General features: G+C 74.1%; 12 protein-coding genes, 1 pseudogene and 1 riboswitch. Of the genes and pseudogenes, 5 read left to right on the forward strand and 8 right to left on the reverse strand.

Annotated features, from left to right (window positions below):
• Positions 1-715: 715 nt before the first annotated feature.
• The 6 genes from ACWDGI_RS08935 to ACWDGI_RS08960 form a co-directional block, all read right to left on the reverse strand.
• Entirely contained in the window at positions 716-3,352 is a 2,637-nt protein-coding gene (locus ACWDGI_RS08935) for a SpoIIE family protein phosphatase (RefSeq protein WP_450757457.1), read from the reverse strand.
• Positions 3,353-3,534: 182 nt separating this feature from the next.
• Positions 3,535-6,039, reverse strand: a complete 2,505-nt coding sequence (locus ACWDGI_RS08940) for a SpoIIE family protein phosphatase (RefSeq protein WP_450756862.1) — start codon at positions 6,037-6,039, stop codon at positions 3,535-3,537.
• A 114-nt stretch (positions 6,040-6,153) separates the two neighbouring features.
• A complete protein-coding gene (locus ACWDGI_RS08945; RefSeq protein WP_450756864.1) occupies positions 6,154-6,462 on the reverse strand; it encodes a hypothetical protein in 309 nt (102 codons plus the stop codon).
• Positions 6,463-6,485: 23 nt separating this feature from the next.
• Positions 6,486-6,773: a DUF1232 domain-containing protein gene (locus ACWDGI_RS08950; RefSeq protein WP_351696789.1), complete on the reverse strand. Its 288-nt coding sequence runs from the start codon at positions 6,771-6,773 to the stop codon at positions 6,486-6,488.
• Positions 6,774-6,813: 40 nt separating this feature from the next.
• Positions 6,814-7,971 (reverse strand): hypothetical protein, encoded by a 1,158-nt coding sequence (locus ACWDGI_RS08955; RefSeq protein WP_450756866.1) that lies wholly within the window; start codon positions 7,969-7,971, stop codon positions 6,814-6,816.
• A 336-nt stretch (positions 7,972-8,307) separates the two neighbouring features.
• The gene (locus tag ACWDGI_RS08960; protein ID WP_450756868.1) at positions 8,308-9,672 is read right to left on the reverse strand and encodes an FAD-dependent oxidoreductase; all 1,365 of its coding nucleotides are present in this window, start codon (positions 9,670-9,672) and stop codon (positions 8,308-8,310) included.
• 247 nt (positions 9,673-9,919) lie between these two features.
• Here ACWDGI_RS08960 and ACWDGI_RS08965 point away from each other — a divergent pair, with 247 nt between their 5' ends.
• Positions 9,920-10,978, forward strand: coding sequence for an NAD-dependent epimerase/dehydratase family protein (locus ACWDGI_RS08965; RefSeq protein ID WP_450756870.1), 1,059 nt, complete (start codon positions 9,920-9,922; stop codon positions 10,976-10,978).
• A gap of 25 nt (positions 10,979-11,003) precedes the next feature.
• Here the strand turns inward: ACWDGI_RS08965 and ACWDGI_RS08970 are convergent.
• Positions 11,004-11,357, reverse strand: a pseudogene (locus tag ACWDGI_RS08970) (C40 family peptidase); the annotation flags it as partial.
• Between the two features lie 1,913 nt (positions 11,358-13,270).
• Positions 13,271-13,445, reverse strand: a riboswitch (cyclic di-AMP (ydaO/yuaA leader).
• Between the two features lie 397 nt (positions 13,446-13,842).
• On the opposite strand from ACWDGI_RS08970, the gene ACWDGI_RS08975 reads away from it, so the two are divergent.
• A complete protein-coding gene (locus ACWDGI_RS08975; protein ID WP_450757459.1) occupies positions 13,843-15,792 on the forward strand; it encodes a DUF1996 domain-containing protein in 1,950 nt (649 codons plus the stop codon).
• 74 nt (positions 15,793-15,866) lie between these two features.
• Here ACWDGI_RS08975 and ACWDGI_RS08980 read toward each other — a convergent pair whose 3' ends face one another.
• Complete coding sequence (locus tag ACWDGI_RS08980) at positions 15,867-16,499, reverse strand: lipoprotein (protein ID WP_450756872.1); 633 nt, start codon at positions 16,497-16,499, stop codon at positions 15,867-15,869.
• A gap of 253 nt (positions 16,500-16,752) precedes the next feature.
• Between ACWDGI_RS08980 and ACWDGI_RS08985 the strand changes: the two genes are divergently transcribed.
• From ACWDGI_RS08985 to ACWDGI_RS08995, 3 genes are all read left to right on the forward strand, one after another.
• Positions 16,753-18,069 (forward strand): lipase family protein, encoded by a 1,317-nt coding sequence (locus ACWDGI_RS08985; RefSeq protein WP_450756874.1) that lies wholly within the window; start codon positions 16,753-16,755, stop codon positions 18,067-18,069.
• Between the two features lie 51 nt (positions 18,070-18,120).
• A complete protein-coding gene (locus ACWDGI_RS08990) occupies positions 18,121-18,579 on the forward strand; it encodes a flavodoxin family protein (protein ID WP_450756876.1) in 459 nt (152 codons plus the stop codon).
• A gap of 236 nt (positions 18,580-18,815) precedes the next feature.
• Positions 18,816-20,978 carry a hypothetical protein gene (locus tag ACWDGI_RS08995; protein WP_450756878.1) on the forward strand — a complete coding sequence of 721 codons (2,163 nt, stop codon included), beginning with the start codon at positions 18,816-18,818 and terminating at the stop codon, positions 20,976-20,978.
• The last annotated feature ends 20 nt before the right edge of the window (positions 20,979-20,998 follow it).

Here is a 20,998-nt window from a genome sequence, read left to right on the forward strand (position 1 = left end):
CGGGGAGAGCGTGCCCAGCACCTGGCCGCCGATCACGTACTGCCAGTCACGCAGCCCCGACGGCTCGCCGAGGGCGGCGGCCCGCTCCAGCATCCGGGTCTGGCGCTCCCGGGTGGGCAGCCACTGGGCGTCCGCCGGCTCGGGCAGCAGCGCGTGCTGACGGCGGGCCATCTCGAGGTCGCCCGCCATGAGCGCGTTGTACACCAGCAGATACCGGTCCGGCCAGTCGGCGAAGTCGCCCTCGTGCCGGGCCAGTTCGGTCATCGCCTCCTGGTGGCGCTCCTCCCGCTCGTACGCCGACACCAGCTCCCGCAGGACCGTCAGCGCACCCGGGTTGTGGCTCAGCACCGTGCGCAGCGGCGGGATCGCCAGGAAGGACAGGCCGCGTTCGACACACGCGTACCCGAAGTCGAAGAGGTTCTTGGCATGGTCGGGCCGGGCGGCGAGCGCGGCGGCGGCCCGTCCCAGGTCGTCGAAGCCCGCCGCCTCGGCGGCCCGCTCGACCACGAGGGCCACCTCGACGACCGGGGCGTCCTCCCCGGCGGCCCGCAACTGGCGTACCGCTCCGGGCAGATCCCCGGAGTCCAGGCACTCCCAGGCCTTGACGAGTTCGGCGGACTTGGGGCGACGGCTGCGGCGCGAGAACATACCGGAGATCATCACCCGCGGGGTGACGTGTCCTCAACACAATTGTTCGAGGCACCCCCGCGGGGCCTCAGGGCAGCGGCTGTTCCGCCCAGATGACCTTGCCGGCGGGGGTGTACCGGGTGCCCCAGCGCTCGGCCATCTGCGCGACCAGGAACAGCCCCCGGCCGCCCTCGTCGGTGCTCGCCGCGTACCGCAGGTGCGGCGAGGTGGTGCTGGCGTCGGAGACCTCGCAGATCAGCGTCCGGTCGCAGAGCAGCCGTACCCCGATGGGCGGGCGGCCGTGGCGGATGGCGTTGGTGACCAGTTCGCTGAGGATCAGTTCGGTGGTGAACGACAGCTCGTCCAGGTCCCAGTCCGCGAGCTGACGGGTCACCTTGGCCCGCACCTCGGAGACGGCCGCCGGGTCGGCCGGCACCTGCCACTCGGCGACCTGGTCCGCGCCGAGCGCCCGGGTGCGGGCCACGATCAGCGCCACGTCGTCGCTGGGGCGGGCCGGCAACCGCTCCAGGACCGCCGCACAGGTCTCCTCGGGGGTGCCGCCCGCCGCCGACTCCAAGGCACCCGCGAGCAGTTCGAGACCCTCGTCGATGTCCCGCTGCCGGTCCTCGACCAGCCCGTCGGTGTACAGGACCAGGCTGCTGCCCTCGGGCAGCTCCAGGTCCGCCGTCTCGAAGGGCAGTCCACCCACCCCCAGCGGCGGCCCGGCCGGCACGTCCGGGAACCGCACGCTGCCGTCGGGCCCGAGCAGCGCGGGCGGCGGGTGACCGGCCCGGGCCACCGTGCAGCGCCGGGAGACCGGGTCGTAGATCGCGTAGATGCAGGTGGCCCCCGTGACCGGGGCCGTGCTGTCCGCGGGGATCTCGTCCTGGTCGATGCGGCTCACCAACTCGTCCAACAGGCTCAGCAGCTCGTCGGGGGTCAGATCCAGCGCCGCGAAGTTGTGCACGGCCGTGCGCAGCCGCCCCATGGTCGCCGCCGCGTGCAGCCCGTGCCCCACGACGTCCCCGACCACCAGCGCCACCCGGGCCCCGGACAGCGGCAGGACGTCGAACCAGTCGCCGCCCACGCCCGCCTGCGCCGGCAGATAGCGGTAGGCGATGTCCAGGGCGCTCTGCTCGGGCAGCCTGCGCGGCAGCAGACTGCGCTGGAGGGCCACCGCCATGCTGTGCTCGCGCGTGTAGCGGCGGGCGTTGTCGATGGAGACGGCGGCCCGGGCCACCAGCTCCTCCGCGAGCGCCAGCTCCTCCGTGTCGAACGGCGCGAGCTTCTCCGAACGGCAGAAGTTGGCCACCCCCAGCACCAGGTTCCCGGCCCGCAGCGGCACCGTGATCAGCGAGTGGATGCCGAAGTCCAGGATCCGGCCGGTGAGCTCCACGTCCTGGGCCCGCCAGCCGGGCGCGTCGCGCAGCCGCGGCTCGACGACGGAATCGCCGGTCTCCAGACAGCGGGCCTGCGGCGAGGACGGCACGAACCGGATCCGCTCGCCGACCCGGTAGAGCGGGGCGTCCTTGTGGAGGCCGGTGAACGCCACCCGGCGCAGCGCGTCCCCGGGCTTGGGCTCCTCGCCCTTGAGGACCGCGTCGTACAGGTCGATGGCGGCGTAGTCCGCGAACCGGGGCACGGCCAGCTCCGCCAGTTCCTCGGCCGTCCGGGTGACGTCCAGGCTGGTGCCGATGCCCACCCCGGCGTCGTACAGCATGTTCAGGCGCTCCCGGGCCACCTCGGCGCGCCCGGACAGGGCGCGCAGCTCGGTGGAGTCGCGCAGGGTGATGACACTGCCGGGCGGGCCGCCGCGCACCTCGATGGGGCGCTGGTTGACGGCCAGCAGCCGGTCCTTGACCAGGTGCACCTCGTCGGTGGCCATCCGTCCCGAGGCGATCAGCTCCGCGGTGTCGCTGTCCAGGCCGAGGTCCCGCACCTTGCGGTGCTCGGCGTCCGGGGGCAGGTCCAGCAGGCGCTGTGCCTCGTCGTTGGCGAGCATCAGCCGGCCGTCGCCGCCGACGATCAGCACCCCCTCCCGCACGGAGTGCAGCACCGCGTCGTGGTGCTCGTACATGCGGGTCATCTCGTGCGGGCCGAGGCCGTGCGTCTGACGCCTCAGGCGTCGGCTGACCAGTGCCGTACCCGCCGTCGCCAGGGCCAGCGCGGCGGCGGCCGAGGCCAGCAGCAGCGGCAGTTGCTGGTCGGCGGCGCCGCCCACGTGCGCGGTGGTGATGCCGGCCGACACCAGCCCCACCACCTTGCCGTCGGCGTCCCTGACCGGGACCACGGCCTGCACCAGCTCCCCGATGGTGCCGTGGACCTCCTCGGTGACGGTCTGGCCGGTCAGCGCGGGCCCGATGTTCCCGACGAACTTCTTCCCGATGCGGTCCGGTTTCGGGTGGGTGTAGCGGATCCCCTCGGTGTTCATGACGACGATGAAGTCCACGCCGGTCGCCTTGCGGGCCGCCTCGGCCTTCGGCTGGAGCACGGAGGTCGGATCGGGCAGCCGCAGCGCGGCGGCGGTGCCGGGCGCGTTGGCGAAGGACTCGGCGACGGCCACGGACCGGTTGCGGGCCTCCATGCTGCTGTCGTGCCGCACCTGGAGGACCTGCTCCACCACCGCCATCACGACCAGCAGCAGCACGATCACCACCTGCAGCAGGAACACCTGTCCGGCCACGCTGCGACCGTTGCGCGCCGACCACCACCGCCCGGCACGCATGTGCCCCGGCCGGGTCGCCGTCCGCTCCCGCTCCGCGAGCGGCGCGTGCGGAGCCTCGGAAGGAGGCGGCCGGGTCTCGGACCGGCCGGGCAGACGGACCATGAGCCCATGTCTACACTGCCCGGCCCTGCGAGGCGAGAGGGTCTCCGGAGGCAAGCGGCCCGAGGTTCCGTCGTGCCGGGTCATGGTCGGTCTCCGGGCGCCCGGCGGCGGGTGGCGAGCAGCAGCGCCACGTCGTCGGGCCGGTCGGTGGCGTGCCGGGCCGTGGCGGTGAGCCGGTCGGCCACCCCGGCCAGCGAACGGCCGCCGCGCCGGCCCGGGGCCGCCCCGGCCTCCGCCAGCGCCAGCCGCAGCGCCGTGATGCCGTCGTCGATGTCCTCGCCCGGCCGCTCCACCAGCCCGTCCGTGTACAGGGCGAGGATCGCGTCCGGCTCCAGCTCCAGCTCGGTCACCGGGTAGCGGGCCCGCGGGTCCACGCCGAGCACCACTCCGCCGGCGATCTCCAGGACGCGGGTGCGGCCGTCCGGGGCGCGCAGCAGGGGCTGCGGATGACCCGCCCGGGCGACCCGGGCCCGTCCGGTGGCGGGGTCCAGGCGCACATAGCAGCAGCTGGCGAACTGGCCCGGGTCGAGGTCGATGAGCAGATGGTTGGTGCCGCTCAGCACCTCGTCGGGCGGCCGGTCGCCGAGCGCGAACGCCCGTACCGCGCTGCGCAGCTGGCCCATGGTGGCCGCCGCCTGCACCCCGTGGCCCTGGACGTCCCCGATGACCAGGGCCAGTCCGTCGCCGGCCTCGACCACGTCGTACCAGTCCCCGCCCACGTCCATGCCCTGGGTGCCCGGCAGATACCGGCCCGCGGTCTCCACCCCCGGGTGGGCCGACAGCCGGCGGGGCAGCAGCGCCTGCTGGAGTCCGCGGGCGAGGGCGGCCTCGCTGTCGTACCGCTGGGCCTTCTCCAGCGCGTGCGCGATCAGGCCCGCGAGCGCCGTGAGGACGGTGCGCTCCTCGGTCGTGAAGCCGCGCTCGACGTCGAAGCCGAGGATGCAGGAGCCGACCGGGCGACCGGAGGCGATCAGCGGCAGGAAGGCGCGGGCGCCGACGTCGGCGTCCAGGGCGAGGCCCGGGTAGGTGTCCCCCAGCCGCCGCATCGACTCGAAGAACAGCGGTCTGCCGGTGGTGAGGGTCTCGACGCCGGGGATGCGGGCGTCGAGACCGACCCCGTCGAAGGGGTCGAGGAAGCCCGGCGGGAAGCCGTACTCCCAGGCCAGGTAGAGATGCCGGTCCTGGAGGAGGTAGATGGCCAGCCGGCGGCCGCCGAAGGCCGGGAGCAGCTCCTGCATCACCACCGCCGACACCTGGCGCGCGGTCACCGCGTCGGTCAGCGCGATGGCCAGGGCGATCGGCCGGTACAGGGGGGCCGTCGGGGCGCCGCCGACGATGGCCGGACCGCCCGCCGCGCCCGGCTGCGGCGGGTTCGGCAGGTGCACGGCCGGGTCGATCCGGTTGGTGGGGACGACCGTACCGGTGACGACGTCGGGGCCGGGGTGCAGGGACAGGGCGAGCCAGTCGCCCTCGCCGGTGTCCCCGTGGCGGACCTGGAAGTGCACCGGGTCGCGGGCGAGCAGCGCACCGCGCCAGTGGTCGTCGTACGGCGCGCCGCCCAGCCACGGCATGACCTCCCACACGGGGCGGCCGAGCAGCTCGGCGGCCGGCCGGCCGGTCAGGCGGGCGGCCGCCGGGTTGACGTAGCGCAGCAGCCCCGCGCGGTCCAGGCAGAACACACCCTGGGGGAGCAGATCGGCCACCCCGTCGGCGAACCCGGTCGGGCCCGGGTCGACGACGACCCCGGAGACCAGGGTCGGGTCCGGGGCGCCGGGCGGCGGCCACAGTCCCAGCAGGCGCGGGGCGCCGTCCGCGGCCCGCACCCGCAGCGGGCACTCCGGCGGGCGGCCGGCCGCGGTCTCGCGCAGCGCGGTCAGCACCCGGTGGGCTTCGGTGGGCGTCACGGCCGCCGCCAGCTCGGCGCCGGTGGTGGGGAAGTCCTTCGGCGCCACGCCGAGCAGGGCGTGCAGCCGGTCGTCCGCGCACACCACCGAGGTGGCCGGGTCCCAGGTGAAACGCCCGGCGTGCGCTGTCCCCGGACGCGTCGCGGGCGGGCGTACGCACACCGGCTCGCCCTCCCAGGCGACCGCCGCGTCGCCCTCCTCGGCCACCAGCGCGCGCAGCCCGGCGCCCAGGTCCTCGGCCAGCCGGCCCAGGTGGTCCAGGCCGGGCAGCTCGTCCTCCGCGTCCGGGACCGCCGGCCGCAGCACGGTGAGCACTCCGAAGGACGGCGCCGCCCCGGGCACCGGCGTGTACACCGATCCGAACTGGAACGGCAGACCGGCCGCGAACTGGGGGTAGCGGCGCACCATCTCGGTGGCGTTGGGCAGCACCACCCGCACCCCCAGCCGGTAGGCGTCCGCGACCGGGAACGGCCGGTCCATGTGCAGCCGCCACCAGGGCCGGAACAGTGGGCCGGGCAGCCCCACCAGCGTCGCGAGACGCAGCAACCCGGGGGCGCCGGCGCGCAGGTACACCCCGGCGACGTGGCCGCCGGCCGCGTCCAGGGCGCCGATCGAGGCGTCGACCAGCAGTGCGGTCAGCCGTTCACGCGCCCGGCCCAGGTGCTCGCCGCTCCCAGTCATCCGGTCCTACCTCGTCCGTGCACCGCTGGGTGGGGGACACAGCAAGAATGCGCCTCGACGCCCACGGAACGCACCCGGGCGGCACCGACCGGTTCCTCCTCGCGGAACGCCGGCTCAGCCGTCGGCGACCGGGCGCAGCACCAGGTGGCCGTCCTCCCGGGCGGCGGCCATGGCGAACGGCAAGATGTCCGTCTCCAGGCACAGCGGTACGTCCTCGGGGTGGATGCCCTCCCAGCCGAGCCGCGCCCCTCGGCGAGCCGCGCGGCGGCGTCGGAGTTCCGGGCCCGGTCCACGAACGGACCCGGGTCGAGGCCGTCGTCGGTCACGCGCCCGGCGATGTACTGGGCGCAGGCCAGATCCTCCTCCCACGGCGACATCGGGCGGCGAGGAGAGCCCGGAGACACCGGTGAACGTGGTTCGCATCGGCCCATCATGCCCTGGGCGGCTCAGAGTTCGGGCTCCTCCGTCGGCAGCACCCGGGCCGCGCGCATCGAGCGCAGGGCCAGCAGGAGGACGCCGATGTCGTCCAGGTAGATCGGGTCGGGCAGGAGGTCGGTCGGGAGCACCAGGTACAGGACGGCGCCCCAGAACACCCAGCGCGGCCCGGTGGGCAGCCCGGCCCGGCGCAGGGTGCGCCGGGTTCGGACCAGTCGTACGAGCACGGTGACCGCCCCGGCGAGCAGGGCCGCCGCGACGATCGCGCAGATCACGAGCACGGTCGTGGTGGTGTCCATGGCTGTCCTGTCGTCCTGCCCCGGTCCGGCCCGGGGCTTCTCACTGGTCCGTCTTCCCGGTTTCGTCCTCGGGCATCGCCGTCGGCCCGGCATTCTCCTTCGGCGGCCGCAGACCCTTGAAGACCCGGGTCAACTGCTGGAAAGGGGAGCCGGGTTGGGAGGCCGGTACGGCGGGGGTGGGAGTGTCGCGGAGGGCGGCGAGCGCCTCGTCGGCCCGCTCGGCGGCCTCCCGGTACAGGTCGCGGGACCTGGTCATGGCCTCCAGGGCCTCGGCGTACTGCGCGACCCGCTCGCGTTCGCGGGCGAGCTCCTCCTCCAGCGTCATCAGGGTCCAGTTGTCGCGCAGATCGGCCAGCGCCTCCTCGGCGCCCTGCGGCGCGGGCTTGGGCAGCGCGGCGAACCGGCGCAGCACGGCGATCAGTTCGGTGGACTCCGAGCCGTCCAGGAAGACGCTGCGCACCGCGTACTCCCGCGCGTCGTAGCCGGCCGGTGCCGGGTCCGGGGGCAGCAGGACGGCGCCGCCGCGCGGCACCTCGACGCCGAGGTCGCGCACCGCCCAGTTGACGGCACGGAACTGCTGGGGCGTGGCCCGGTGCTCCACGACACGGTGGGCGAGGCCGGGCGGCAGCTGCCGGACCAGCGGCTGCCGGCCGAGCGCGTCGGGCGTCATCGCCTCGTGCACCACGAGGTTGACGCACCAGGCGTCCTTCGCGGCCTCGCGCAGCACCCGCCGCATGTCCTTGTCGTCGGCGGGCAGCGGGTTGACCGTGCGCAGCCGCAGGCCCGCTACGGCCGGGTGGTAGTCCCAGGCGGCCTCGCCGCCGTCCCCGGCCTCGTCGCCGTCGGGCCAGAACACCGTCGCCGGCGAGGGCCAGGCCTCGTCCCAGGGCCGCTCGGCCTCGGCGACGAGCTGCCACTCCCGTCCGGCCGCCTGTGCCACGAGGGTCAGCCGGGCGCGCACCGTCACCGTGCCGTCGTCGACGCGCCAGCGCGCCTCGAAGACCCGCGGGCCGGATTCACCGGGTACGGCGGGTTCGGCGGCCACGGCGGGCTCGGCGAAGTCGTCGAGGGCGCCGGTCTCCCTGCGGCGGCGCAGGATCCGGCGGATCACCTCCTCGGAGTCCGGGCCCGTGTGGCGACCGCGGGCGGTCCAGACGGTCGGCGGGAGGACGGCACGGTCGGTGGCGGAGTTCGACATGGGCCAATCTGCTGATGGGAGCGGGGTGTGCGTTCCAGTATCACCGCTCGGGAGCGTGTTCCACAGGGCGGGGGCCGCCCGCGCACGGGGAATGCGCCCCGCACCCGGGGTGTGCACCGTGTGCGTCGTGCGACGGCGGTTCACCCGTGTCCCCGACCAGGCGGATTCCGGACAATGGTGCGGCGAACGGGGTCTGCTCGTCCATCCGCATAGGGGCGGGCCCCGTTCGCCCGGCCGACGGCGAACACGTGAGGGGCCGACGGCGATCCGTCGGCCCCCCTGCGAGCCCTTCGTCGAGCCCTCCGAGGCTAGCCCTTCGAGTGGTTCAGCGTCGTGTCACGCGCCGCTCTCCCGGAGCATGTCCTCGCGCTCGACGAGCTTCACGCGCTCGCGGCCCTGCGGCTCGCCCAGCGCCCGCTCGGCGGCGTCCAGCCGGTACCAGCCCTCCCAGGTGGTGAAGCGGACGTTCCGCTCGGCGAGGAAGGCGTCGACGGCCTCCGGCGCGGGCGACCCGGGAGTGTGCAGCCGGTCGTTCGCGTAGTCGTCCAGCAGGTTGGAGACCGTCTCGTTGGCGTCGCCCTTGGTGTGGCCGATCAGACCGACCGGGCCGCGGCGGATCCAGCCGGTGACGTACGTCGACCGGAGGTGGTTGCCGCTCTCCTCGACGACCCGGCCGCCCTCGTCCGGGACCGTGCCCGAGTCGATGTCCCAGGGCAGCTTGGGCAGCTTGTCGGAGAGGTAGCCGACCGCACGGTAGACCGCGCCGAGCTCCCAGTCCTTGAACTCGCCGGTGCCCTTGACGTTGCCGGTGCCGTCCAGGGCGGTGCGCTCGGTGCGCAGGCCGGTGACCTTGCCGTCCTCGCCGAGGATCTCGGTCGGCGACTCGAAGAAGTGCAGGAAGAGCTTGTGCGGGCGGTCGCCGACATCGCGGATCGCCCAGTTCTCCAGGGTCTTGGCGACCATGTCGGCCTGCTTGTTGCCGCGCCGGGTCTCGATCGAGCCGTCGTCGTAGTCGATGTCCTCGGGGTCGACGATGACCTCGATGTTGGGGGAGTGGTCCAGCTCCCGCAGTTCCATCGGGGAGAACTTCGCCTGCGCCGGCCCACGGCGGCCGAAGACGTGCACCTCGAGGGCCTTGTTGGCCTTCAGGCCGTCGTGGACGTTCGGCGGGATCTCGGTCGGCAGCAGCTCGTCGGCGGTCTTGGCGAGGATGCGGGCCACGTCCAGCGCCACGTTGCCGACACCGAGGACGGCGACCTTCTCGGCCTGCAGCGGCCAGGTGCGCGGCACGTCCGGGTGGCCGTCGTACCAGGAGACGAAGTCGGCGGCGCCGTAGGAGCCGTCCAGCTCGATTCCGGGTATGCGCAGCTCGCGGTCGGCCGTCGCGCCGGTCGAGAAGATCACCGCGTCGTAGAAGGTGCGCAGGTCGTCGAGGCTGATGTCGGTCGGATAGTCCACGTTGCCGAAGAGCCTGATCTGCGGCTTGTCGAGCACCTGGTGCAGGGCCGTGATGATGCCCTTGATGCGCGGGTGGTCGGGGGCGACGCCGTAACGGATCAGGCCGAACGGGGCGGGCATCCGCTCGAAGAGGTCGATGGACACGCCGGGCTCGGCGGCCACCCCGGACTTGAGCAGGGCGTCGGCGGCGTAGATCCCGGCGGGGCCGGCTCCGACGATGGCTACCCGCAGGGGGCGCGGCATGATCAGGTTCCCTTCGAGTGAGGACAATCGATCTCGAACGGGAAGCCTAAGCTAAGGCAGTCCTAAGTTAGTACGCGGGTCCGGTCTATGACCTCATAAGACGACCTTATGACCTCTGTCGGGTCCCGCTTATGGCCAGGAGACGGTACAGCTCCCCTCCCGGTCCTTGGCGGCCGCCCCGGGCATGCACCAACCTGTCCTCTGCGGCGCACCGAGGCGCGGTGGCCGGAGGGCGAGGGGTGAGAGCGTGGACGCACGCGGGGAGACGACCGTCGCGGTCACCGGCGGCAGCGGATTCGTCGGCAGCCATCTGGTGCGCAGGCTGCTGCAGCGGGGCTACCGGGTGCACGCGACCGTCCGCAGCGTCTCCGACGCGGCCAAGGTCCGGCCCCTGTGGGAGTTCCAGGAGGCCTTCCCGGGCCGGCTCACCCTGTTCGAGGCGGACCTGCTCAAGGACGGCTCCTTCGACGAGGCGTTCCGCGGCTGTGCGACCGTCTTCCACGTGGCCTCGCCGTTCCTCATGCCGCAACGGATCAGGGACGGCCGACGGGACGTGGTGGACCCGGCGTTGCTCGGCACCCGCAACGTGCTGGCGAGCGTGGACCGCGCCCCGGACGTGGCGACCCTGGTCCTCACCTCCACCGTCGGAGCGATCTTCGGCGACTACTCCGACGTCCGCGAGATGGCGGGCGAGATCCTGACGGAGAAGTACTTCAACACCACCAGCACGGTGGCCGGCAACCCCTACCACTACGCCAAGACGGTCGCCGAGCGCGCCGCCTGGGACGCCGAGGCCGCCCAGGACCGCTGGCGCATGGTCTCCGTCAACCCCGGCCTGATACTGGGCCCTTCGCTCACGCCCGCCTCCGAGTCCGGCAGCCTGTTCCTGCTGGACGAGCTGTTCAAGGGCTACTTCTGCTACGGCGCCCCGGACTTCAGCTTCACCACCGCGGACGTCCGCGACGTGGCCGACGCGCACATCGCGGCGGCGGAGAACCCGGCGGCGGGCGGCCGTTACATCGTGGCCAACGAGACGATGACGTCCTTCCGCGAGATGTCCCGGATCATCCGCACCCGCCGTCCCTGGGATCCGCGCCTTCCGCGCACCGCGCTCCCGCACTGGCCGGTACGGATCCTCGGCCCCTCCTTCGGCCTCACCCAGGACTACATACGCAACCACCTCGGCATCCGCTTCCGCGTCGACAACAGCCGGGGCGTCCAGGAACTGGGCCTCACCTACCGGCCCGTCGAGGAGACCCTCCTGGACCACCACGAGAGCTGGCGCACGCGGCGGCGGAGGGTCTGACCCCGACGCACCCGACCGCCCGGGCTCAGGCCGGGCGGACCACCCGGTGGATCGCCGACTCCCCGGCGGTGTAGATCGACTCCTCGCGGATGGCCGCCCCCGGGCTCGGCGCGTGGATCATCATGCCGTTGCCCGCGTAGACCCCGACGTGACTGTCGTTGTCGAAGAAGAAGACCAGGTCACCGGGCTCGATGGCGGCCAGCGTCAGCGGGGTGCCGGCGAAGGCCTGGTCCGGCGCGCTGCGCGGCAGCGACACTCCCGCGGCCCGCCAGGCGGCCTGGGTGAGGCTGGAGCAGTCGTACGACTCCGGCCCGGTCGCGCCCCAGACGCAGGGCCGCCCGATCTGTGCCCGGGCGAACGCCAGCGCCTTCATGGCCTTGCCGGGCTCGGTCGCGGCACCGGGCACGAGGAAGGAGCCGGTGTCGGTGACGGCCGCGGCGGGGTAGGCGGCCGGGGGCGCGCTCGGGACGGGTGTGGTGGGGAGCGGGGCGGTGAGCACGGGGGGTGCGGTCGGGACGGGGGCGGTGACCACCGGGGGCGCCGTCGGGACGGGCGCGGTGGGGAGCGAGGCCGGGGCCGCCGGGGCGGCGGTGGCCATCGCCAGGGGAGGCGCGGTCATCGCGGCGGGGGAGGCCATCATCGCCCACGGCGGGTCGGTCACCGCCGTCGGTATCACCGCCGTGGGCATCGGCCCGTCGAGCGCAGTCGTGCCCGGTGCGGTGGCGTAGGCGGCGGCCGCGGGCTGCATACCGGCGGCGTAGCCGCCCATGCCGGGGGCGGGCGCCGCGAGGAAGGCGCCGGTGCCGTATTCGGCCGACGGCATCGCGGCGGTCGGCACGGCGTACCCGGCGGTGGGGTAGGCGGTCTCCGCGGCGGTGGGGGGCACGCCGAGGTAGGCGGCGGCCGTGTCCGGCGCCATGCCCGGGAAGGAACCGGTGGCCATCGTGCCCGGGACCGGCGCGGCCGGCATGGCGGGAGCGGCGGTGGGGAAGGCGCCCGCGTCCGCAGGGACGGCGGTGGAGAAGGCGCCCATGTTCGGGAAGGCGCCCATGTTCGTGGCGGCGGCGGTGGGGAAGGCCCCCGTGTTCGTGGGAGCGGCGGTCGGGAACGCGCCCGTGTCCGTCGGGGCCGCGGTCGGGAACGCGTTCGTGTCGGCCGGCATCGGGAACGTGCCCGTGGCGCCGGGCGTCATCACCCGGAAGGAGCCGGTGTCGGCCGGGCTGGCGGCGGGCATCGCAGCCGTGTCCATGGGCGGCACGGCCGGGAAGCCGCCCGTGGCGCCTGGCGTCATGACGCGGAAGGAGCCGGTGTCGGCCGGGCCGGTGGCGGGCATCGCAGCCGTGTCCATGGGCGGCACGGCCGGGAAGCCGCCCGTGGCGCCCGGCGTCATGACGCGGAAGCCGCCCGTGTCCGCCGGGGACATGGGCTGGGCGGCGCCCGGGGACATGACCCGGAAGGAGCCGGTGTCCGTCGCCGGCACCACCGGGATGGCACCGGTCTCCGTCACGGTCACCGCCGGGAAGGCGCCGGTACCGGTCAGGGCGTCGGTCGGGAAGGAGCCGGTGTCGCCGTACTGGCCGGGCATACCGGCGGGGGCCGGCCACTGCTGGGCCGGGACCTGGGCCTCGGGCGTGGGCCAAGGGGTCCGGGCGGCCGGGGCCGCCTGGGGAGCCGGGGCGGGCGCGGCCGGTTCGAGCGCCGCGATCGCACGCTGTCCGGTGCGCCGCGACAGCACCTCGCGCGCCTTGGCGATCTTCAGCTGGCTCTTGGTCTTGGACGCGCCCGGTGTGGCCCGCCGCGGCGCCGCGGCGGGCAGCGCCTTGGCCGCGCTCGACGGTCCCGGGGGCAGCGCCGCCGGGGACCCGGCCGTCAGTTCCAGCTTCGGGCGCTCCGTCAGTTCGCGGACGACCTCGATGTCGCTGTTCGCGGACGGCCCCGCGGTCAGCTCCGGCCGGGACGGGCCGGAGCCCTCCAACTGGCCGAGCAGGTCGGCTGCCATCGCGCTGACGGGCCGTCGCGGGCCGGGGCGGGCGGGCTGCCGGTCGGCGGGCAGCGCCGCGGGGACACTCGGCCCCAGCCGCGAGCGCGCGCTGTCGAACCACTCCTTGGCGATGCTGTCCAGCCCCGGGTCGTCGCGCCGGGGCCGCTTGAACAGCGGGACACCGCGGGACCGCGAGCCCCCGTTCATCGCACGTGTGGCGTTGTAGTTCCCGGTGGCGTTCTCGGCCTGGTCGTAGAGGCTGTCGATCCGCTGTCGAACCTCGTCACGGCTCTCGGGCGCCATGGGGGTCGTGCTCCTTCCGTGCTCCGCCTACCGAGTTAGCTGTCGGGTTCGGGCGGGTCGATCCGGAAGGCATGCCCTACGGTCCCTGCCCCTAAGGGCAGTTGGCCGATTCACCCCAGTGGTTCGGATGGGTCCCCGGCTCCGGATCGCCCCGTTGGGCACCGGATTCGGCGGAGGCCGCGCGGCCCGACGGGATTCGCCGGGGGGAGCCGAGCGGCTTGCCCGTCAACTTAGCCAACTTGTGTCACTCGTGTGAAGGTTGAAGTGCCTAATGTCCGATACGTAATTGTGATGTTCGTCGTAGCGTTCGAGAACCGGCCGTCGCGGGAGGGCGTTTCGCCCACGTGGCGAGCGCCGTCGTACGCCCGTCGGAGCGCTGCCGGCGGCGGCTTGAGCGACCGCTTCCTGTGAGGTCACCGTGAATTCGTGGGGCCGTTGAACGCGGTGGCGCCGCGCCGCGTATAGGGCGGGGGAATTCCATGCCCGGCCGCCCACGACATGCAGGGGAACGACCTTGAGACCCAACAGGCGCAGACGCCCGACCGGCGCACAACGCGCGACCTTCGCAGCGGTCGCCCTGATGCTCGGCGGCGGAACACTGGTCGCGGTGAACGTCTACGCCTCGGCCACCGAATCGGACCAGTCCGGGCAGGCCGCCACCGCTCAGGTGCTGTCCGCGCCCACCGTCTACTGCCCCGACGTCGGCAGCCGGCTGACGGACGTGCCCGACGCGGCCCGGGATGACGTCGACGGTGAACTCGCGCAGCTGGACCAGCAGATCGCGGCCGCCTACCAGCAGCTCAAGGAGTCGGCCGCGGCGATCCAGCAGAACCCCGGCCTCGCCGACCAGACGATCCTGGATCCGCTGAAGGAGAAGCGGTCCGAGTCCCTGCAGCGCATCGCCGACGCCATCGACCGCGAGGGCGACCGTCCGCAGGGCCTCGACGACCTCGCCGCCTGCACCCTGCACTCCTCGGACCAGGGCGGCGGGCAGTCGGCGTCGCCGCAGGACGGCGCCACACCGAGCCAGAGTGCCAGTGCCAGTGCCAGTGCCAGTGCCGGCATCGGCGGTCAGGGCGGCAACGGCCCCGTCGCCGCCGACTACGCCGACATCACCACCGTCCAGCCCAATGTCGCGACCCCGGCCGAGCAGCCCGGTGGCTCCACCGGCACCTTCGCGTCCAGCTGCGGCGTCAACGCGAACGGCCTGTTCAACTCGGACAACGTGATCGTGGCGCCCGGCGTCTCCAACGGCGCCCACCACTTCCACGACTACATCGGCAACCAGTCCAACAACGCCTTCGCCAGCGACGACGACCTCGCGAACGCCGACACGAGCTGTGCGGACCAGGGCGACAAGTCCACGTACTACTGGCCCGTGCTGCGGCTGCAGAACGGCAAGCAGGAGCGGGACGCCGACAAGCCGGGCGGCGGCACCGAGGGCAACGCCGGACAGATCGTGACGGCGAAGGAGGTCACGCTCACCTTCGAGGGCAACCCGACCTCCAAGGTCACCGAGATGCCCCGGCTGCTGCGCATCATCACCGGCGACGCCAAGGCCTTCGTCAACGGCCCGGCCAACGCCAACGCCTCCTGGAGCTGCACCGGTTTCGAGGACCGGCAGCTCAAGGACAAGTACCCGCTCTGCCCCTCGGGCAGTGACGTCGTGCGCACGTTCAGGTTCCAGAGCTGCTGGGACGGCCGGAACATCGACAGCGCCAACCACCGCACCCATGTGGCGTTCGCCGCGGCCGACGGCAGCTGCCCGGCCGGGTTCCAGGCCATTCCGCAGCTGGTGCAGCGCATCGTCTACGACGTCGACGCGCCGAGCCTCCAGGACGGCGGCCGTACGGTCCCGCTGTTCGCGGTGGACTCGTTCCCCGAGCAGCTGCACAAGCCGGTGACCGACCACGGCGACTTCATCAACGTCTTCGACGAGAGCCTGATGCGGAAGATGGTCGGCTGCATCAACTCCGGCCGCACCTGCGGGGCCGGGGCCGACGAGCAGCCGCCGTCGCAGAGCGCCGAACCCGACCCGTCGGAGTCGGCGAGCCCGGAGAACCCGCCGTCGGAGTCGGCGAGCCCGGAGAACCCGCCGTCCGAGTCGGCGAGCCCGGTCACCGAGCCGAGCGACACGGCGACCCAGGCCGACCCGCCTGCCGAGACCGAGAGCGCCCAGCCCTCCGAGCCCGCGGCCGAGCCGTCCGCCACGAAGTCCGCCGCGGGCAACACCGGTCTGCCGCAGGTCTACACGAGCGCTTCGCCCAAGAAGTCGTCGGGTACGGGGGGCGGTGTCATCAGCCGGCCGACCGAGCGGCCCGCGACCGAGACCCCGGCCGGCACGGCGACCACGGCCGGCGCCGCTCCGGCGGGCCAGGGCGCGCCGTCCACCGCACCCCAGACCGAGCCGCAGGCCGTCCAGGGTGATCTCGCCGAGACCGGCGCCCACCTGTGGCCGGCCCTCTTCGGCGGAGTGCTGCTGGCCGCCGGGTTCGTGCTGCTGTGGCGCACCCGGTGGAGGTCGTCCTGACACGTCCGACGCGACTTTGCCCGGCCTCGGCCTGACGAGGTCGACGCGGCTCCGCCTGACCCCCGTGTCCGGGGTCAGGCGGAGCGCAGCGTCTGCAGGGCGAGCTCGAACGCGGGGAGCATCTCGTCGTGCTCCGCGCTGTCGAGCCCGCCCAGGTGCAGTACGACGGGTCCGCGAGGCGTGACCACGGCCAGTGCGGACTCCCTCTTGGTCTCGTCCAGCAGCTCGCTCGTGTGGACGTAGTCGACCCGTACGCCGGTGAGCCCGCCGGACGTGAAGGTCCGGTACCCGGCCTTGCCGGTGCCGTCCTCGGCGGCCACGAAGGCCCGTAGCACCGCGCCGGCGTCACCGCTGCCGGGCTTACCGGTCGACACCCGCAGAAAGCCGATGGCCCCGGCGGGCTTGGCGTCGATCTCGCAGGCCAGGGTCACCGGCCCCTGACGCAGCAGGCTCCGAGCCAGGTCGCCGTCCGTGCCGTCCGAGGCCGGGCCGTCGACGGCCTCCGCCCGCCAGCCGCGCGCGATGTCGAACGTGACCGGCAGCGCACACGCCGAACCGGCGGCGCCGACCGTGCCCCCGCTCCGGGCCGCCCCGCCGGACGCCTGCCCCGAGACCGTGACATCGGTCGCGCGCGCCGACACCCCGCACCCCGTCAGCAGCCCCGCGAGCAGCGCGAGCGGTACGGCTCCTCTCGCCAGGGTCCCCACCCGTTGCCTCCCCTTCGGCTTCCGGCGGGTCACTGTAATCGAGGGCGCCGACACGGCTGGACGGATTTCCGTCCGGTGAGCCGCGGTTGACGGACTGTCATATTACTGAACCGTAACCTTACGCCCGCTACCGCCGGTAACACGCTGCTCGCTACCTTCGGGGAAGCCGCACCCGTCCCCTGGGCCGCACCGGGGACGCCGCTCCTCGCTCCCCGCACCACCTCCCACGTCCCGCACGTCAAGGAGGTACCCCATGCCTGTCCGCATCCGCCTACTGGCCACCGCCGTCGCCGCTGCCGCCTGCCTCTGTGTCCAGACCGTGCAGGCCACGGCCTCCCGAGCGGAGGTCTCCCGGGGTGTCACCATCCCCGCCTTCTACGATCCGCCCGCCGGCCTCCCCGGCGCCGACGGCGCCCTCATCCGCACCGAACCCCTCCCGCTGGCCCTGAGCCTGCCGAGCCTGCCCGGGCCGCTGCCGGGCCGGGCGACCCGGCTGATGTACAGGTCCACCGACTCGGCGGGCGGCCCCGTCGCGGTCACCGGCGCCTACATCGAGCCGACGCTGCCCTGGACCGGCCCCGGCGCCCGACCGCTGGTCGCCCTGGCGCCCGGCACCATGGGCCAGGGCGACCAGTGCGCCGCCTCCCTGGGCCTGGAGCACCCGCTGCTCCTCAACGGCCGGACGGTGTCCGTCGGCTACGAGGACCTGTCGATCTACCGGCTGCTCGCCGAGGGTGTCGCGGTCGTCGTCACCGACTACGTCGGGCTCGGCGCGACCGACCGGCTGCACACCTACGTCAACCGGCTGGACGGCGCCCACGCGGTCCTGGACGCCGTACGCGCCGCCCGGCGCGTCCCCGGCGCCACGGTCACCGCCGCCTCGCGGGTGGGCCTGTTCGGCTACAGCCAGGGCGGCGGCGCGACGGCTGCGGCCGCCGAACTCCAGCCCGACTACGCCCCGGACGTCACCCTCTCCGGCACCTACGCCGGGGCGCCGCCCGCCGATCTCACCGCCGTCACCGCGGCCATCGACGGCACGGACCTGGCCGGCGCACTCGGCTGGGCGGTGAACGGCTTCGTCCAGTCCGACCCGGCGCTGAAGCCGATCGTCGACGCCCACCTGGGCGCCGCGGGCCGGGCCGCCCTCACCGACCTGTCGACCATGTGTGTCGGTGACGCGATCCTCGCCTACGGCTCCCAGCACAGCACCGCCTGGACCACCGACGGCAGCTCCGTCTCCGACATCATCGGCGAGGAGCCCGCCCTCCGGGCCTTCCTGGACGACCAGCGGATCGGCAGGACGGCGCCGGCGAGCCCGGTCCGGCTGGCGACCGGCGTCAGCGACGACCTCGTCCCGCACGCCCAGGCCCGGCGGCTCGCCGTCGACTGGTGCGCCGAAGGCGCGGACGTCACCTATGTGCCGGTCGTGCTGCCGGACGTGGGCCGCGCCCTGCTGAACCACTTCGGCCCCCTGCTGACCGACCAGGGCGACGCCGTCGCCTGGCTCACGGCCCGGCTGTCCGGCCTGCCGGCCGTCTCCAACTGCTGGACCATGCCCGCACAGCCCTGACCGGCGGCCCGCCGGTTGCCGTCGGCGGCCCGCGCACGGCAGGGTGCCGGTGTGCCCACCTTGCTGATCGTCCATCACACCCCCTCGCCGCACTGCCAGGCCATGTTCGAGGCCGTGGTCTCCGGGGCGACGACCCCGGAGATCGAGGGCGTCCGGGTCGTGCGGCGGGCGGCCCTGTCCGCCACGGCCTCCGACGTGCTGGCGGCCGACGGCTACCTCCTCGGAACCCCGGCCAACCTCGGTTATGTCTCCGGCGCCCTCAAACACTTCTTCGACCAGATCTACTACCCGTGCCTGGACGAGACACAGGGCCGTCCCTTCGGCGCCTACGTGCACGGCGGCAACGACGTCACCGGCGCCCTGCGCGCCCTCGACTCCATCACCACCGGCCTCGGCTGGCGCCGGGCGGCCCAGCCGGTGACGGTGACCGGCGAGCCGGGCAAGGCCGACCTCGAGGCGTGCTGGGAACTCGGCGCGACCGTCGCCGCCGGCCTCGCCGAGGACGCCTGACGGGCTGCGCGTGGCGCCCACCGTCGCCCGTTGCCGAGGACGCCTGACGGGCTGCGCGCCGCGCCCCACGCCGAGGACGCCTGACGGGCTGCGCGTGGCGCCCACCGTCACCCGTCGCCGTCGACGCCTGACGGACTCCGCGGCGCCCGCCGTCACCCACACGGACGAAGGTGCGCGCACCGGGCCCAGGGCACACGATGGGACCAGGCCATGTCGTCGATCCGAGGGAGCGCCGGATGGCAGCGCACCGGCATGCCTCGGGGCCGCCCACGGAGGTGCCGCCCACGGAGGAACTGCTGCGGGAGTGCGCCCGTGACGTCGTGGACGTCGCCGAGGGCATCCGCGAGGTGTGCGCACGGACCAGCTCCGTCCTGTTCGCCCCGGCGCTGACGGGTTCCGCGCGCCGCCGCCCCCGCACCGGCTACGCCGCCCGCTGGGCGCTGCTGCGGGCGCTCACCAACAGGCAGGGGCTCGGCGGCGCGGCGATCGTGGCACCGGACGGCGTGGGCCGTCTCCTCGGCGCGGCGGGGGAGGCGCTCGGCCGGGAGTCCCTGGCCGCGCTGGTGGCGGTCACCTCGCTGCGGCTCAGGATCGCCGCCGTCCTGCTCGACCACCCCGAGTTCCGGCACGACCCGGGCATGCGCCGGCTGACCGCCGCGGTCACCGCCGACCGGGACTTCGAGGCCGTCCGCGCGCTGCGGGCCCTCTTCAAGGACCATGACGCCCGGCACGCGCTGTCCGCACTGGCCCCGATCCTGGCCGAACTCCTGGCCGTCAGCGGCCTGTTGGGCGAGGACCCGGTCAACGACGAGACCGCCTGGGCGCTCGCCGCCGGCCGTGAGCTGACCGCCGACCCGGCGCGCGGCATCAGCGCCGCCCACCCCTCGTCCCCGGACCGGGGCGAGGGCGCCGTCCAGGCCGTCGAACCGTCCGCCCGGGAGGCCCGCGGCCTCGCCGGCGAGGGCTCCCTGCTCGCCTTCCTGCGCAACCTGGACGTCCTCGACGCCGAGGGCCGCGTCCTGCTCCAGGAGGTACGCGGCCCCGACGGCGTGCTCCGGTACGTCGTCCAGGCCCCCGGCACGACCCCCGGCCGCCCCCGCGACGACTCCCCGCAGGACTTCGCCGACGCCTGGCGCAACCTGTTCATGACCGACTCGCCCTACACCCGCTCCATCCTGCTGGCGATCCGGGACCACGGCGTCCCGCGCGGCGCCGACCTCGCCCTCGTCGGACACGGCGAGGGCGCGATCGCTCTGCTGAACCTCGCCCAGGACGAGGAGTTCTGCCGCGCCTACCGGGTCACCCACGTGGTCGCCGTCGGCGCGCCGACGGACCACCGGGAGCCCGCCGACCCGCGCACCTGGGTCGCCGGCATCACCAACCGGCACGACATCGTCACGGCGTTGGGCGGCCGCGGCACGGGCGCCGCCCCCGGCCCGCGCCCCCACCGGTACCGGGCCGACTACTCCGGCCCCGACCACGAGTTCCCGCGCTGCCACCTGCTCCGCGTCTACATCGACCACCTGGAGACGGTGATCCCGCAGGTCACCCAGGACGTCGACGAGGCCCTCACCCCCTACCGGGGCCCCGTGGAACGCACCCGTGTCTACCGGCTCAGGGACCGCGGACAGCCTCCCCAGGGCTACCCCCTGCTGACCGTCCCCACCACCAGCGTCCCCACCTCGGTGGGCCCGGTCGAGGTGCCGGTCCGCTACTACGACTCCTCCGCCGCCCACCTCTGCTACCCGGTCGACGCGGACGTCGCCCGCAGCCTGTTGCCGGACGTCACCTGGATGGTCCCCACCCGCTTCGGTCGCCGCGCCGTGGCCGTGCTCTCCCTGTACGAGCACCGCTGCACCACCATCGGCCCCTACACCGAACTCGGCCTGTCCGTCCTGGTCGACGACCTGTGGCGGCCGCACGCGTACGACCTCGCCAGGGACCTGCTGCGCCGCGTCGACCTGCGCCGCACCGGACGGTACGTCGTGGCGCTGGCCGTCGGCACCCGGGAGGCGCGGGCGGTGGCCGAGGAGCTCTGGGCCCAGCCGGCCGTGCAAGGATCCGCCGAGGTCACCCTGCAAGGACGTGAACTCCGGGTCGAGGCACCGGAGCTGGGCCTGGACGTCGAGGGCAGCCCCGGCCCCGGTGTGCGCTGTCCGGAGGCGGACTGGGTGTTCTACGGCCGCCGCGGCGACAGCACCGTACGCACCCTGGTCCGCGCCGACGGGCGACCGCGTGTCCACACCCGGCCCCGGGTACGGCTGCGGCTCGACGGCGGGCACGGGCCGCTGGCCCGCCACCTCCAGATCCTCGAACTCGACACCGTCCGGCCCGGGTTCGTCCTGACCAGCCCACGGTTCATCGCCCACAGAAGTGCCGGCGCGCCGCTGCCGCGCTGAGCCCGAGAACAGGTGCGCCA

The organism is Streptomyces sp. NPDC001220 (assembly GCF_053597895.1).